This window comes from Moheibacter lacus (genome assembly GCF_014042165.1).
GTDB classification, from domain to species: Bacteria; Bacteroidota; Bacteroidia; order Flavobacteriales; family Weeksellaceae; genus Moheibacter; species Moheibacter lacus.
In genome coordinates this window covers 21955-35514 of record NZ_JACDZE010000005.1, presented here as the reverse complement: position 1 = coordinate 35514, position 13560 = coordinate 21955, and the positions used below count along the sequence as shown (strand labels likewise).

Here is a 13560-nt window from a genome sequence, read left to right as displayed (position 1 = left end):
TGAGATTTATCAATTTTCGCTATCGAATTATTGATTCACTTTAAATGCTGAAAACTGCGGATAAACCGCAGTGTCACCTAGGATTTCTTCTATTCTGATCAATTGGTTGTATTTGGCCATACGGTCTGAACGGGAAGCTGATCCGGTTTTGATTTGTCCGGTGTTTAGTGCTACCGCCAAATCTGCAATGGTCGTATCTTCTGTTTCTCCGGAACGATGTGACATCACCGCCGTATAACCAGCATTATGAGCCATTTGAACCGCATCGATGGTTTCGGTTAAGGTTCCGATTTGGTTTACTTTAATCAAAATCGAATTCGCCGTATCTTCTGTAATCGCTTTTTTCAATTTTTTTACATTGGTCACCAACAAATCATCACCCACTAACTGCACTTTATCTCCGATCGCTTCGGTCAACATCTTCCAACCTTCCCAATCGTTTTCATCCATTCCGTCTTCGATGGAAATAATCGGATATTTTTCTGCCAATTCTTTTAAATACTGAACTTGTTCTGCAGATGAACGAACCGCACCTTTGTCTCCTTCAAATTTGGTATAATCGTATTTTCCGTCAACGTAAAATTCAGAAGAAGCACAGTCCAGTGCAATTTTGATTTCTTCTCCCGGTTTGTATCCGGCTTTTTCGATCGCTTTCATCACCGTATCCAGAGCATCTTCTGTTCCTTCAAATGTCGGCGCAAACCCACCTTCATCTCCAACCGCTGTGGAAAGATTACGGTCGTGCAATATTTTTTTAAGGGTATGAAATACTTCTGCACCCTTTTGGAGTGCTTGAGAAAAAGAATCGGCAACTACCGGCATGATCATGAATTCTTGAAAAGCAATAGGAGCATCTGAATGCGAACCACCGTTGATGATGTTCATCATGGGAACCGGAAGCACTTTTGCGTTGGTTCCACCTACATATCGGTAAAGCGGAATGTTCAATTCGTTTGCAGCAGCATGCGCAACGGCAAGCGAGACACCGAGAATCGCATTGGCGCCTAGTTTGGATTTGTTTTCCGTCCCGTCCAATTCGATCATCGTTTGGTCGATCAAAACCTGTTCAAAAACACTGTATCCAACCAATTCTCTGGCAATGATTTCATTTACATTTTTCACTGCATTTTGGACTCCTTTACCCAGAAAGGCATTTCCGCCGTCGCGAAGTTCTACTGCTTCGTGTTCGCCGGTTGAAGCTCCAGATGGAACCGCAGCTCTTCCCAGAATTCCGGATTCGGTAACGACATCTACTTCTATCGTTGGATTTCCTCTAGAGTCTAAAATTTGTCTTGCATGAATTTGTGTAATGATGCTCATTTTCTATAATTTTTTTTTGATGCCCAAATGTAAGGAAAATGGAAATCTTAGTGAAAAATATCAGATTAAATTAATTGAAAAAAGGTTTTTCAATTTCGAATCCCATGAATCTTACTTAATTGTTTAAATGTAGATTTCTATTTTGAGGATAAAGCACGGATTGCAAATCCGCGCTATCGGGGTTTCACCCCAAGCAAAGCCGAACTGAGCGAAGCTAAATCCGCACCATCGGGTTATTTCCATAGAATGTGCTATCAAATAATATTAATTTATCCATTCCGGCAATTCGTTCCAACCATGAGGTGGGGTTTCTTTGATGGTATCTGGGATTGGTTTATTAATATATAAAGTATATGTAAAAAACAAGCGGTTTATCCACGCTTTATTATTCATTTTCACTATGAATCGCTTGCCGATTTGAGACTTGTAGAATTCAGTACTGTCATTTATGAACCTATCTTCTCCTGTTACTATATTCTTATTATCGTAGTATTCGAATTTAACCCGGCTAGTTGCACTTCTTCCTATGTACTCAATTTCTGTTATCGTTGCTACAAAAAAGACATGATTTTTTTTTGTGTCATATCGAAAAAATGTTCCTAGAATAAAATATATAAATATTATACCAAAAAAAATAGAAAAGAAAATCTTCCACCACTTCATACTATTGTCCACCATATCGTTGATTTAAACCTTGTTCTACTATAGAGTAGGGAGTATTAACCATAATCGTAGCTGCGTTTTGGGTTGCAGCTGTAGGCATTTGATTTATGGCCTTCCCGATGGCGCGGATTTGCAATCCGTGACTAAACCCATTATTAAACATGCTCTAAAAGTACGATTAAAAATCAAATACGATGATTGTCCCAACCGTCCAAAGCCAAGACAATGTCAAGCGGTGCATCTAAACCTGCATAATTTCTCGCTGAACTATAATAATAGTGTTCAGGTGCTGTAACGATTTTTTCCACAACAGGATTTTGGTGGATGTAGTTGATTTTTTCTTTTATCCATTTATTGGAAAATATTTCCTCAGCATGATATCCATCCTGCCAAACTTTAAAAGTTTGGGGTCTTTTCAAATGTTCACATGATTTCTGAAAATACTCGAGTATCCACTTTCTTCTGCTTTCAGGCTCATCTAGAATTGTTTCTATGATTTTTTTAGAAGTGAATTTCTTAAAATCCCGCATGATTTCTGATAAAGTAAAATTCCCATCTGCCCTACAAAATAAATGCAAATGGCTGTGCATCAAACAAAATGAAAACAGGGTCAAACCTTTGTTCATTTGACAATGTTTCAAGGAAGAAATGATTACTTCTTTTTGTGCGAATCTTGTAAAGACATTCACCCAGCCAACTGTTGTTATAGTCAAGAAATAAGCTTTTTCAATTTCTAATGCTTTGTACTTTGTAGACATTTTTGATGAAAGTTACGGGTTTTTGAGTTTTGATCTGACCCGAATTGCAGATAAGAAAAGCACGGATTGCAAATCCGCGCTATCGGGGGTTAGCGAGTTATTTACACTTCCATTTATTTTTAATTTGTGAAGAACTGGGATAGGGTCTTTTTAAAATGATTTTAACACTATCTGATTTTAATCTTAATGTTTTGTCATTTTCATCAACACATATTTTATATGTACCATTTAGATATTCATTTTTGGAGTCAATAGTCATCTCCATTAATTCTTCATTAATATACCACTTGCCTTTTGAGTCCTCTTTTTTCCAACCTTCTTGATAAACAATCGGGACAGAACATTCATTTTCGATTTCAAAAAAAATACCATTAGAGCCGAAATAATAGTCATTAAAAACATCATGGATTTCATCATAATACAGATATTCTGAAATCCCCCAAAGTACCATATCTCCGTCATCAATGTATCGTTCTAAAGAAAAATGATTCTTACAAGAAATCATAATAAATATATAGAATACAACAATATAAATTTTTTTCATATACTTTCCAATTATCCGATTTGCAATCCGTGCATTAAAAATACAATTATATTCGAGTTCATCATAAAGTGGTAGATCCTTTGAAGTTTTATTTTCTATCAATAGGTTCAAAAATCACAAATCCTCAGAATTATTTTTACAAAATCTAAAACATTTGGCATAATTTTTCGTTATTAGGTTAAACAAAGTACCTGCTTATGAATTGGTTTGAAAAATTTTTGCTGATTTGCTCCGGGAGTAACCTCAAACTCTTAGAAAAATCACCTACCGAAATCAACAAACACGTCGGAATCGGTGGTGTGATTTTGTTTACCGCAATTTTAGCTGCATTATCTTCCGGATATGCTTTGTATTCGGTGTTTGATAACCATTGGGCAGCCATCGGATTTGGGTTGCTTTGGGGATTGATGATCTTCAATCTCGACCGATTCATCGTCGCTTCCATGCGGAAATCGGGCAATTTTTTTCGGCAGTTTTTTGCAGCGACGCCACGGATTATTTTGGCTGCACTTTTGGGAATCGTGATTTCAAAACCTTTGGAATTGCGGATATTTGAAAAGGAAATCGATAAACAATTGAACGTCATCATCAACCGAAATAAAACGGCTTTGCAGGATTCTGTCAATGCACGTTACACCCAATTGGCTGGAAGTTTTTCAAATGAACGAAATGAAATTTATGCACGAATTAATGCTTTGCGAGGCGAATACAATTTAGCATCGACCGAATTGGAAAAAGAAGTCGTCGGAACCGCAACCGAAACCACAACCGGAAAAGTCGGATACGGCCCAAATGCCAAACGGAAAGAAGAGTTGAAAACTGCAAAAAAAGAAGAATTGGATGCCTATTTGGTGCAAATGCAACCCCGCTTGGCGGAATTGGACAAAGAAATTGATTTACTAAGCCAGAACAAACAAAAGGAGTTGGACGCAGCCAAACCAACGGAAGAAGGCTACACCGGATTTGCAGCGCGTATGCAGGCTTTGAATGAATTGACCAAAAACAATAAGATTTTAGGAATTGCTTCTTTATTTATAATGGGTGTATTTATTTCACTCGAAATGGCTCCGGTTTTGGTCAAATTGATTTCACCAAAAGGACCTTATGATTATTTGCTCGACAAACATGAATATTCGTTCAAAATATTTGGTTGGGAATCCAAAGAGAAAATGGATGTATCTTCAAACGAAAGGGTTTTGGTTCATAAAAAGCGAAGTGATCGAAGAATTAGAGAAGAGATTTGAATTAGAATAGAAAAATTCCATTTTTTTTAATCCAATTTTTTGATATTTTTACGGTTCAGAAATCATAGATGGAAACACCTAAAAAAACTGAAACTGCAAAAGATTTTCCTTACTTGAAAAAGTTGGAGGAAAAAATCGAAAACGGAAAACGTCCGGATGCTCCCGAAAATAAAATCAAACGTTATTACCAACGCGGAACTTCCCAAATTGCCAAAAAAATGGGAGAGGAATCTGTAGAAATGGTCATCGCTTCAGAACAGGGAAGTGATGCGAATTTTCTGGAAGAAGCGGCCGATGTGTTTTTTTATTATCTGATGGCATTACACGCAAGAGGATTTAAATTGCGGGATGTACTGAAGATTTTGAAGAAGAGATTGAAAAAGAAATAAGCCAATTTATTTTTCCAATTTCTCTGCGTATTTCGTCGTCAAATACAGATAAAAACGATAATACGCAAAACCAAGTATGAGTCCGATCATTCCACCACAAATCACATCCAGCGGAAAATGTACACCGAGATAAATCCGACTATAAGAAATCAATGCTGCCCAAATCAATAAAAAAGGAAGCATCCATTTATACGTATTTCGGAATACCAATCCAAGGAATAAAGCGATCGCAATATGGTTGGACGCATGTGCAGAAGTAAACCCATAAAGCCCTCTTCGTTCACAGCCTACCCCCCGCATAATGCCTTCAAATTCAGGCGTAAAGCATGGTCGAGGTCGTTGGAAGCCATCTTTTAGAAGATTGGTAATTTGATCGGTAAACAAAACCATCAAAAGCGTCAAAGCCAGAACTACACCTGTTTTTTTCCAACCAAAATTTCGAAACAATAAATACAAGAGAAACAAATAAAATGGGATCCAATAGGTTCTTTCCGATAAAAACACCCAAAACCAATCCCATGTCGTTGATCCAAGGGTGTTGAGGTATATAAAAGCTTCTTTGTCCAGCTGAATGATTTCCTGCACTATTTGCGTTTTATAGGACCGGTGAGATCGTCCAGATTAGTTTCTATTTCTTTTTTTGGATCGGGAAGACTATCCGTTATGGAATCGGTCAATTGTTCTTTTGATTTTTGAATGGTGTCTTGAATGTCCTTTACCGGATTGATATCGTCTACCGGTTTCATCAATTCTTGTTTGATGTCATCCGTTGCTTTCCGCATCGCACGCAATCCCTCACCCAATCCACGCGCTACTTCCGGTATTTTTTTTGGACCAAAAATAAGCACGGACAAAATCAAAATAACGGTGATTTCTTCAAAACTGATAAAAGCAGGTAATAGAACCAAGAAATTCATCTGACAAAGATAACCAACTAAATAGAATATTTCCAAAATGCTTGCAGTCCTTTTGATAAAACTATCTTAAAGTTTTGGAGCCAATCCGGCTGTCCGTTTCTATCTTTTTCCGTTTTCGCGCTTTTTGTAACGGGAAAAAAGGAGTTCCACTGCGTTTCACTCTTTTTACCCGACAAAAATTGGCGCCTCCGTAAAAAGGATATTCACTACCATCCGGGCTAATTCAATTCAAGGTTTAAAGTTTAAGGTTTAAAGTTTAAGGTTCAAGGTTCAAAGTTATAAGTTCATAGAATAAACATTAAATTTTATTAGTCAATTTGAGTCATTAATAATCTAATTACCATTCACTAATCACTAAAATCTACGCCTCAATCTCCTTCAAACTCTCCATTTTTTTAGTTGCCAAAAATCCTTTGATATCTTCAAAATGTTCTCGGACTCTTTTGTTTCCAAATTCAAATACCTTTTCAGCCAATCCGTCCAAAAAATCACGGTCATGAGAAACCAAAATTACCGTTCCTTCAAATTCCTTTAGTGCAGCTTTGATGATGTCTTTGGTTTTCATGTCGAGATGGTTGGTAGGCTCATCGAGAATTAAAACATTATAAGGTTCGAGCAATAATTTGACCATCGCCAAACGCGTTTTTTCACCACCGGACAGTACTTTTACTTTTTTATCGATATCATCACCTTTGAACATAAATGCCCCGAGAATGTTTTTGATTTGGGTTCGGATGTCGCCTTCCGCAATTCGGTCTACCGTTTCAAAAATCGTCAAATCTTCATCGAGCAACGAAGCTTGATTTTGTGCAAAATAACCGATTTTGGCGTTATGTCCGATTTCGATTTGACCGTCAAATTCGATTTCGTTCATGATCGCTTTGATCATCGTGGATTTTCCTTCTCCATTTTTACCGACCAATGCGATTTTTTGCCCACGTTCGATGACCATTTCGGCATTTTTGAAAACTACAAAATCATCGTAATTTTTAGATAAATCTTTTACGGTAACCGGATATTGGCCTGTTCTTTGAGCAGGAGGGAAGCGCAATTTTAAAGCAGAATTGTCCACTTCATCTACCTCGATGATGACCAATTTTTCCAACATTTTTACACGGGATTGGACTTGTAAAGTTTTGGAATAGGTACCTTTGAATCTTTCGATGAATTCTTTGTTTTCGGCAATCATTTTTTGTTGCTCCTCGTAGTGTTTTTGTTGTTGTTCTCGTCGTTCTTGACGGAGAATCAAATAATCAGAATATTTGGCTTTGTAGTCATAGATTCTTCCCATCGTGACTTCGATGGTTCGGTTGGTGATATTGTCTACAAAAGCACGGTCATGCGAAATCACCATCACGGCTTTGGCTTGGTTTTTTAAGAAATCTTCTAGCCATTGAATCGATTCGATGTCCAAATGATTGGTTGGCTCATCGAGCAAAATCAAATCGGGTTTCCTCAATAATATTTTGGCCAATTCGATGCGCATGCGCCATCCGCCGGAAAATTCTGACGTCGGTCTATCCAAATCATTTTGGGAAAAGCCCATTCCTTTCAGCACTTTTTCAACTTCCGATTCGTAATTGACTTCTTCTATCGAATAAAATTTCTCACTCAATTCAGACACACGTTCGATCAGATTCATGTAGGAATCGCTTTCATAATCCGTTCGGGTGGTCAATTGTTCATTGATCTCGTCAATTTCTCTTTTCATGGAAAGAAATTCCTCAAAAGCTTTGGAAGCTTCTTCACGCACGGTGCAATTGTCTTCGGTCAATAAATGTTGTGGTAAATAAGCGATTACGGCATCTTTCGGAGCAGAAATATTGCCAGAACTCGGTTTGTTGATGCCTGCGACGATTTTTAAAAGTGTTGATTTTCCGGCACCGTTTTTTCCCATCAGTGCGATTTTGTCGTTTTCATTGATGACAAAACTTACTCCACTAAATAAAGTCGTAGCGCCAAATTGAACCGCTACATCATTGACTGTAATCATAATTCCTTTTCAAAAACGCTGCAAAGATAAAGGAAAGGATGGATGATGGAAGAGGGAAGATGGATGTTTTTTCGTTGAACTCCTACACTTTTTAAATCGTAAATCGAACTTCGTAAATCTTACATCGATTTATTCTACATTTTCCAAATTGATCTGAACTTCACGATCGTATAAAAAGTTGGGTTGAAGTCCTTCACGTTTGACGATGAGTTGTCCTTGGTTGGATCCGGCAAATCTTGAAAATCCATTTCCTATTCCAAATCCTGATTCGCTTAAGATAAAATAAACACCTTTTGAAAATGGATAATTAGATGCGAGAATGTTGGAAACAGAAGGCGCTTGGGCAATCCCTTTTTCATCTAAAACGGAAAGGGTTTTAACTTTGGAAAGGATTTCTTTGACTCTCGGATTGTCTTTTTCACTGATTTCATTGAGTCCGATGATCCCAATAGAACTTGGTGATTTTTGAAGAAATTCGATCAATTGGTCTATATTTTCTTCTGCCTGAATGGATTTTCCTTCTGGAATCTCGAGTTCTAAAACATCTTTAACCGTATTGAAATTTCCGGAATTTCCATCATCAAAAATAAATTGGTTCTTTCCTTCCAGTATTCCATTTTTGATTTGATCCAAAGAAATGGATTCAATCGGATTTTCAATTGAAGTGATAAAAATTACGGCATCATAAGCCAGTAAAGTAGATCTGGGAGTGATGTCAGATTTTTGCGCGATGTATTTGGTTTGTTGTTCACTTAAAGGTTGGTTGATAAATGCAGCCTTTGCAACTGTATCTTGCAAGGCTTTTAGGATTTTATTTTCAGATTGATAAACAAAGTTGAATTTGACTTTTGGATATTTCATCTCATAAATATCGGTCAAGGCTTCTAACAAACTTTGATTGGACGGATCTACGTAAATCGTCAATTCACCTTCTTGATGTGAAGTTTCCTTTCCACTTTTGCATTGGATAATGAAAAAAGAAATGATAAAAAGTAGGGTAAATTTAATCCTCATTTGACCGAATGGCTTTGATAGCTCTGTATACTCTGAAAATCCCATAAGCGATAAATAATACGCCCAATGATATTGCGGCAATCGGGCTTAAATCCATTAAGAACCAGTTTCTTGCGATGACAAATCCTCCGATGAATGCATAGAGGATTCCCATGATGATGTTGATGTAATTTCTGATCATTGAGACAAAGGTAATAAAATTTACTTCTATTTTTAAGCGACATATTTTGTCGTAGTTGATGGTTAGATTTGAATTGAATTTAAAAACAATTACAATATGAATGATAAATTTAAAAACATCCCGATGGATGACGACACCAAAATTTTATTGAGTTCCAATTTGAAATTTGGGGATTTGGATTGTGTATTCCAAGCTTGGGTATACGACCATATTCAAGGAAATTCTTTGATTTTTCTTTCAGATGATCTCCAATTGAAAACCGATGAAGAACTGAAAAGTTGGATTTTAGCTTCCACTGAAATCGTGCAAGACAAATCCATCCGTAAAATGACCATTTCTCGAAATCCCGAAGAACATCCTTTTGTTTTTGTGAATTTTGATTTCAGAAATGTGGCATAAAAAAGCTCTGCGGTCAACAGAGCTTTTTTATTCATAATTTATTCAAGGTTAAACTCCGGAGGAGTTATATGTTGAATGCCCAAGGAAATTTAATTCTTTGATTTAATTAATTCAAATTGAATTGAACTGGAATGGTAAAAGACATATTCACTTTGCTTCCGTCGTCCAATTCTGCTGGTTCCAAATATTTGCCTTTTTTCACCAAACGATCTGATATTCTTTTCAATGCTTGTTGGGCTTCTTTACCAAATGCTTGATTGCCGCCGTTCATGGCTTTAACTTCGATGATTTTTCCCGATTTATCCACGATGAAATTCAATTTGGCACTGGCTTGATGGATGTTTTCCTTTTTGGCCAATTCTCCAAAACCATCCAGTTGAATTCCCAATTCTCCCGATAATTTTTCTGCCATACAATCCTGCAAAGCTTTTTTAGAATTTCCAACTTTTTCACAACCCGGAAAGACAGCCATTTTAGTTACTTCTCGTGGGCTAAAAGTGGATTTGACTTCTTTGATCACTTCAGGTTCTTTCGTTCCTGTATTCTCTCCCGTACCGGAGCTTCCAATGTTTCCTGTCGATTTGATGCTTCCTTCATTTCCGGCATTTCCAACTTCCGGCATCACGAGTTTCCCGATGTCTTTTTGTTCCGTCAATGGTTTTTCTACTTCCGGTTTTTCCTTTGGTTCCGGGATGATGTCACTGTCTTTGTTTTCGACTGTTGCCGCCGGAATTACATTTGGCGTAACAGAAGGAGGGGAAACTGGTGGTTCGATTTCTTCCGTAAAATCTACGTTTACATCAATAGGACAATAGGTTGTTGTTCCTTCTTCAGTTGTATCTTTACCAGTAAAAGATAAAACTGTAACCAAAATTCCAACGAAAAAACCTACCAATAGTAGCGATTTCAAAAGGTTATTTCCTTCTTCGGTTCTTAATTCATATGCTCCATAAGCTTTGTGGCGATTTTCAAAAAGATAATCATTCCAAGACAATTGTTGATTTTTTTTCATTTTTAAAAGGTAAAAAGTTAAACACAAGCTTCGATTCCGAAATTTTTGAAACATTTTAATTGCTTTTGAATTCAAATGTGTCAATCTTAATTCATCATGATATTTGTCATGTTTCAAAATTTATGCCCACAACTGTTAAAGGATGAAACTTTAACAAATTCTCGATTGTTCAAAACTTTATTTTCTTAAAATTGAGTTCTATTGCAATTCAAATTCATAACTTCGCAAGTCCTATGGAAAATTTGGACACAACAAAATCATTTCAAGCTAAAGGTCAGAGAATCATTAACTTAGATCGTGGAAAACTTCCACCTCAAGCCATTGATTTAGAAGAAGCCGTGCTCGGTGCGATGATGATCGATAAAAAAGGAATCGATGAAATCATCGACGTGCTTTTACCTGAAATGTTTTACCGGATTCAGCATCAAACCATTTATGCTGCCATCCGTAAATTATTCAATAATACACAACCCATTGATCTGTTGACCGTTGCCAACGAACTTCGAAATGAAGGAAAACTGGATTTGGTAGGAGGTGATTATTATTTGGTCCAATTGACCCAAAAAGTTTCATCCGCAGCGCATATTGAATACCATTCGCGTGTGTTGATTGAAAAATACATTTTGAGGCAATTGATCGAGATTTCGTCCAATATCATCGATAAATCTTACGATGAAACCACTGATGTATTTGATTTGCTCGATTTTTCCGAAAGCAAATTATTTGAAATCACAGAAGGCGGTATCAAAAGAAGTTTTACAGATTCCAATACTTTGGTTCGTGAGGCGATCGATAAAATCAAAGCCATGTCTGAAAAAGAAGGAATGAGTGGTGTTCCTTCCGGATTTACGCAAGTCGATAAAATCACTTCAGGTTGGCAAGAATCGGATTTGGTGATTCTGGCCGCTCGTCCCGGGATGGGAAAAACCGCATTTGTCCTTTCCATGGCGCGAAATATGTCGGTAGACATGAAAATTCCTACGGCGATTTTTTCTTTGGAGATGTCCAGTGTGCAGTTGATAACACGTATGATTTCGAGTGAAACGGGTATTTCTTCTGAGAAATTGAGAAAAGCTACGCTTGAAAACCACGAATGGAAACAATTGTACAACAAAGTAAAAGCGCTGGAAGATGCACCTTTGTATATAGATGATACGCCGGCTTTGTCGATTTTTGATTTGCGTGCAAAAGCCAGACGATTGGTTTCGCAGCATGAAGTGAAATTGATCATCATTGACTATTTGCAATTGATGACGTTGGGCGGCGGGAAATCTACCGGAAATCGGGAACAGGAAATTTCTACCATTTCCCGAAACCTAAAAGCCATCGCAAAAGAGTTGAACATTCCAGTAATTGCGTTGTCGCAGTTGTCGCGATCTGTTGAAACCCGCGGTGGAAATAAAAGGCCTTTACTTTCGGATTTGCGTGAATCGGGAGCGATCGAGCAGGATGCGGATATCGTTTCCTTTATTTATCGTCCCGAATATTACAAACTCGACGCTTGGGATGACGAACATGGAACGCCTTGTGCAGGTCAAGCCGAATTTATCATCGCCAAACACCGAAACGGTGCGCTTGAAAACATCCGACTTCGTTTTGTAAATGAACAAGCCAAATTCATGGATTTGGAAGAAGATTTTGGGGATTTTGAGTTCCAAAGCTCGATGAACAAAGAGAATTCAGGCAGCATGGAAATCGGAAGTTCCATCAATCTACCTGTTGGAAATCCGCAAGATTCTTTTGGTTCTCTGGACGAATTCAGTTCAGATTTTGAAGAGGAAGACGATGATATGCCGTTTTAATTTTTCGGAAAATTATTTTAAAATTTAGAATTTAACATTCAAAAAACATTGGTTAAATTTGCGCATCCAAAACATGCAAACAAATGCCTTTATTTGACGATACCCAAACTGCTTTTGAATCTAAATCGGACAAAGATTTAAAAAAAGGATTGACTCTTTTTAAATTGATCGCCAATCCTACGTTGACAAAATTGGGGACTTTTACCTTTAAAATTCCGTTTATCACCGATTTACCACTCGTCAAACCCATCATCCGAAATACAATTTACAAACAATTTGTAGGAGGTGAGACGACGGCTGACTGTCTGAAAGTAGCCAAAGAACTGTCGCAATACAACGTCGGGTCGATCATGGATTATTCGGTGGAAGGACAGGAATCAGAAAAGGAATTTGACAGTGTGAAAGATGAAATTTTACGTCTGATTAAAATCGCAAAAGAAAATCCAAAAGAAATTCCTTTTGTGGTGTTTAAACCAACGGGATTTGGACGAATTGATCTTTATGAAAAAGTCGGGAAAAACCTTCCGATGAATGAGGATGAAAAACAAAAATGGGAAGCCATCCGAAATCGTTTTGACGAAGTTTGCAAAGCCGGATTTGAAAATGACATCACGATGATGGTCGATGCAGAGGAGAGTTGGATGCAAGATGCGGCCGATGATTTGGTGGATGAAATGATGCAGAAATACAACAAAGAACGTTGTGTGGTTTGCAATACGCTGCAAATGTATCGTCATGATCGTTTGAATTATCTCAAAAAAATCTATCAAAAAGCAGAGGCTGAAAATTATTTCATCGGATTTAAGGTCGTTCGCGGTGCTTATATGGAAAAGGAAAGAGCAAGAGCGGAGGAGGAAAATTATCCATCACCGATTCAGCCTGACAAAGCTTCATCAGATCGGGATTATAATTTGGCACTGGAATTCATCGTTCAACATCACCATAGAATTTCACTTTTTGCGGGAACGCATAACGAAAAGAGCAGTGAATTATTGACGGAATTGATGCAAAAAAACAATTTGGAAAATGGGATCCATAAGATTTGGTTTGGACAATTGTTTGGGATGAGTGACAACATCAGTTTTAAATTGGCGAGCATGGGATATAACGTCGCCAAATATTTGCCTTATGGACCGATCAAAGAAGTGATGCCCTATTTAATTCGCAGAGCACAAGAAAATACTTCAGTCGCAGGACAGACGGGAAGAGAACTTTCTTTGATCGAAAAAGAAATCGAGCGAAGAAAACGTGCAAAGTAAGTTTGAGTTTGGCTTAATTTAAATTGAGTCAGTTTGTAAACTACACCATTTGTGCTAAATTGCCC

Annotated in this window: 15 protein-coding genes; 5 read left to right on the top strand and 10 right to left on the bottom strand. The window is 37.4% G+C overall.

Annotated features, from left to right (window positions below; all coding sequences use genetic code 11):
* Nucleotides 1-27: 27 nt before the first annotated feature.
* From eno to HU137_RS12405, 4 genes are all read right to left on the bottom strand, one after another.
* The gene (gene eno / locus HU137_RS12420; RefSeq protein WP_182044182.1) at nucleotides 28-1320 is read right to left on the bottom strand and encodes a phosphopyruvate hydratase; all 1293 of its coding nucleotides are present in this window, start codon (nucleotides 1318-1320) and stop codon (nucleotides 28-30) included.
* A 664-nt stretch (nucleotides 1321-1984) separates the two neighbouring features.
* Nucleotides 1985-2146 (bottom strand): hypothetical protein, encoded by a 162-nt coding sequence (locus HU137_RS12415; RefSeq protein ID WP_182044181.1) that lies wholly within the window; start codon nucleotides 2144-2146, stop codon nucleotides 1985-1987.
* Between the two features lie 22 nt (nucleotides 2147-2168).
* Nucleotides 2169-2741 carry an REP-associated tyrosine transposase gene (locus HU137_RS12410; RefSeq protein WP_182044180.1) on the bottom strand — a complete coding sequence of 191 codons (573 nt, stop codon included), beginning with the start codon at nucleotides 2739-2741 and terminating at the stop codon, nucleotides 2169-2171.
* Nucleotides 2742-2838: 97 nt separating this feature from the next.
* A complete protein-coding gene (locus HU137_RS12405) occupies nucleotides 2839-3285 on the bottom strand; it encodes a hypothetical protein (RefSeq protein ID WP_182044179.1) in 447 nt (148 codons plus the stop codon).
* Nucleotides 3286-3482: 197 nt separating this feature from the next.
* Here HU137_RS12405 and HU137_RS12400 point away from each other — a divergent pair, with 197 nt between their 5' ends.
* Together HU137_RS12400 and hisE are read left to right on the top strand one after the other, a co-directional pair.
* Entirely contained in the window at nucleotides 3483-4529 is a 1047-nt protein-coding gene (locus HU137_RS12400; protein WP_182044178.1) for a DUF4407 domain-containing protein, read from the top strand.
* Nucleotides 4530-4597: 68 nt separating this feature from the next.
* Nucleotides 4598-4918 (top strand): phosphoribosyl-ATP diphosphatase, encoded by a 321-nt coding sequence (hisE, locus tag HU137_RS12395; protein WP_182044177.1) that lies wholly within the window; start codon nucleotides 4598-4600, stop codon nucleotides 4916-4918.
* Nucleotides 4919-4924: 6 nt separating this feature from the next.
* On the opposite strand, the gene HU137_RS12390 is transcribed toward hisE, so the two are convergent.
* The 5 genes from HU137_RS12390 to HU137_RS12370 form a co-directional block, all read right to left on the bottom strand.
* Complete coding sequence (locus tag HU137_RS12390) at nucleotides 4925-5503, bottom strand: phosphatase PAP2 family protein (protein ID WP_220457235.1); 579 nt, start codon at nucleotides 5501-5503, stop codon at nucleotides 4925-4927.
* The gene (locus HU137_RS12385) at nucleotides 5503-5835 is read right to left on the bottom strand and encodes a Sec-independent protein translocase subunit TatA/TatB (RefSeq protein ID WP_182044176.1); all 333 of its coding nucleotides are present in this window, start codon (nucleotides 5833-5835) and stop codon (nucleotides 5503-5505) included. Before HU137_RS12385 ends, HU137_RS12390 begins: the two co-directional genes overlap by 1 nt.
* A gap of 361 nt (nucleotides 5836-6196) precedes the next feature.
* Complete coding sequence (locus HU137_RS12380) at nucleotides 6197-7828, bottom strand: ABC-F family ATP-binding cassette domain-containing protein (RefSeq protein WP_182044175.1); 1632 nt, start codon at nucleotides 7826-7828, stop codon at nucleotides 6197-6199.
* A gap of 129 nt (nucleotides 7829-7957) precedes the next feature.
* Nucleotides 7958-8842 (bottom strand): PstS family phosphate ABC transporter substrate-binding protein, encoded by an 885-nt coding sequence (locus tag HU137_RS12375; RefSeq protein ID WP_182044174.1) that lies wholly within the window; start codon nucleotides 8840-8842, stop codon nucleotides 7958-7960.
* Entirely contained in the window at nucleotides 8832-9023 is a 192-nt protein-coding gene (locus HU137_RS12370; protein ID WP_182044173.1) for a C4-dicarboxylate ABC transporter, read from the bottom strand. The genes HU137_RS12375 and HU137_RS12370 overlap by 11 nt, the downstream gene beginning before the upstream one ends.
* A 96-nt stretch (nucleotides 9024-9119) precedes the next feature.
* Here HU137_RS12370 and HU137_RS12365 point away from each other — a divergent pair, with 96 nt between their 5' ends.
* Nucleotides 9120-9422: a hypothetical protein gene (locus tag HU137_RS12365; RefSeq protein ID WP_182044172.1), complete on the top strand. Its 303-nt coding sequence runs from the start codon at nucleotides 9120-9122 to the stop codon at nucleotides 9420-9422.
* 106 nt (nucleotides 9423-9528) lie between these two features.
* Here the strand turns inward: HU137_RS12365 and HU137_RS12360 are convergent, their stop codons facing one another.
* A complete protein-coding gene (locus tag HU137_RS12360) occupies nucleotides 9529-10434 on the bottom strand; it encodes an energy transducer TonB (RefSeq protein WP_182044171.1) in 906 nt (301 codons plus the stop codon).
* A 233-nt stretch (nucleotides 10435-10667) separates the two neighbouring features.
* Between HU137_RS12360 and dnaB the strand changes: the two genes are divergently transcribed.
* Together dnaB and HU137_RS12350 are read left to right on the top strand one after the other, a co-directional pair.
* Entirely contained in the window at nucleotides 10668-12236 is a 1569-nt protein-coding gene (dnaB, locus tag HU137_RS12355; protein ID WP_182044250.1) for a replicative DNA helicase, read from the top strand.
* Nucleotides 12237-12319: 83 nt separating this feature from the next.
* Nucleotides 12320-13495 carry a proline dehydrogenase family protein gene (locus HU137_RS12350; RefSeq protein ID WP_182044170.1) on the top strand — a complete coding sequence of 392 codons (1176 nt, stop codon included), beginning with the start codon at nucleotides 12320-12322 and terminating at the stop codon, nucleotides 13493-13495.
* The last annotated feature ends 65 nt before the right edge of the window (nucleotides 13496-13560 follow it).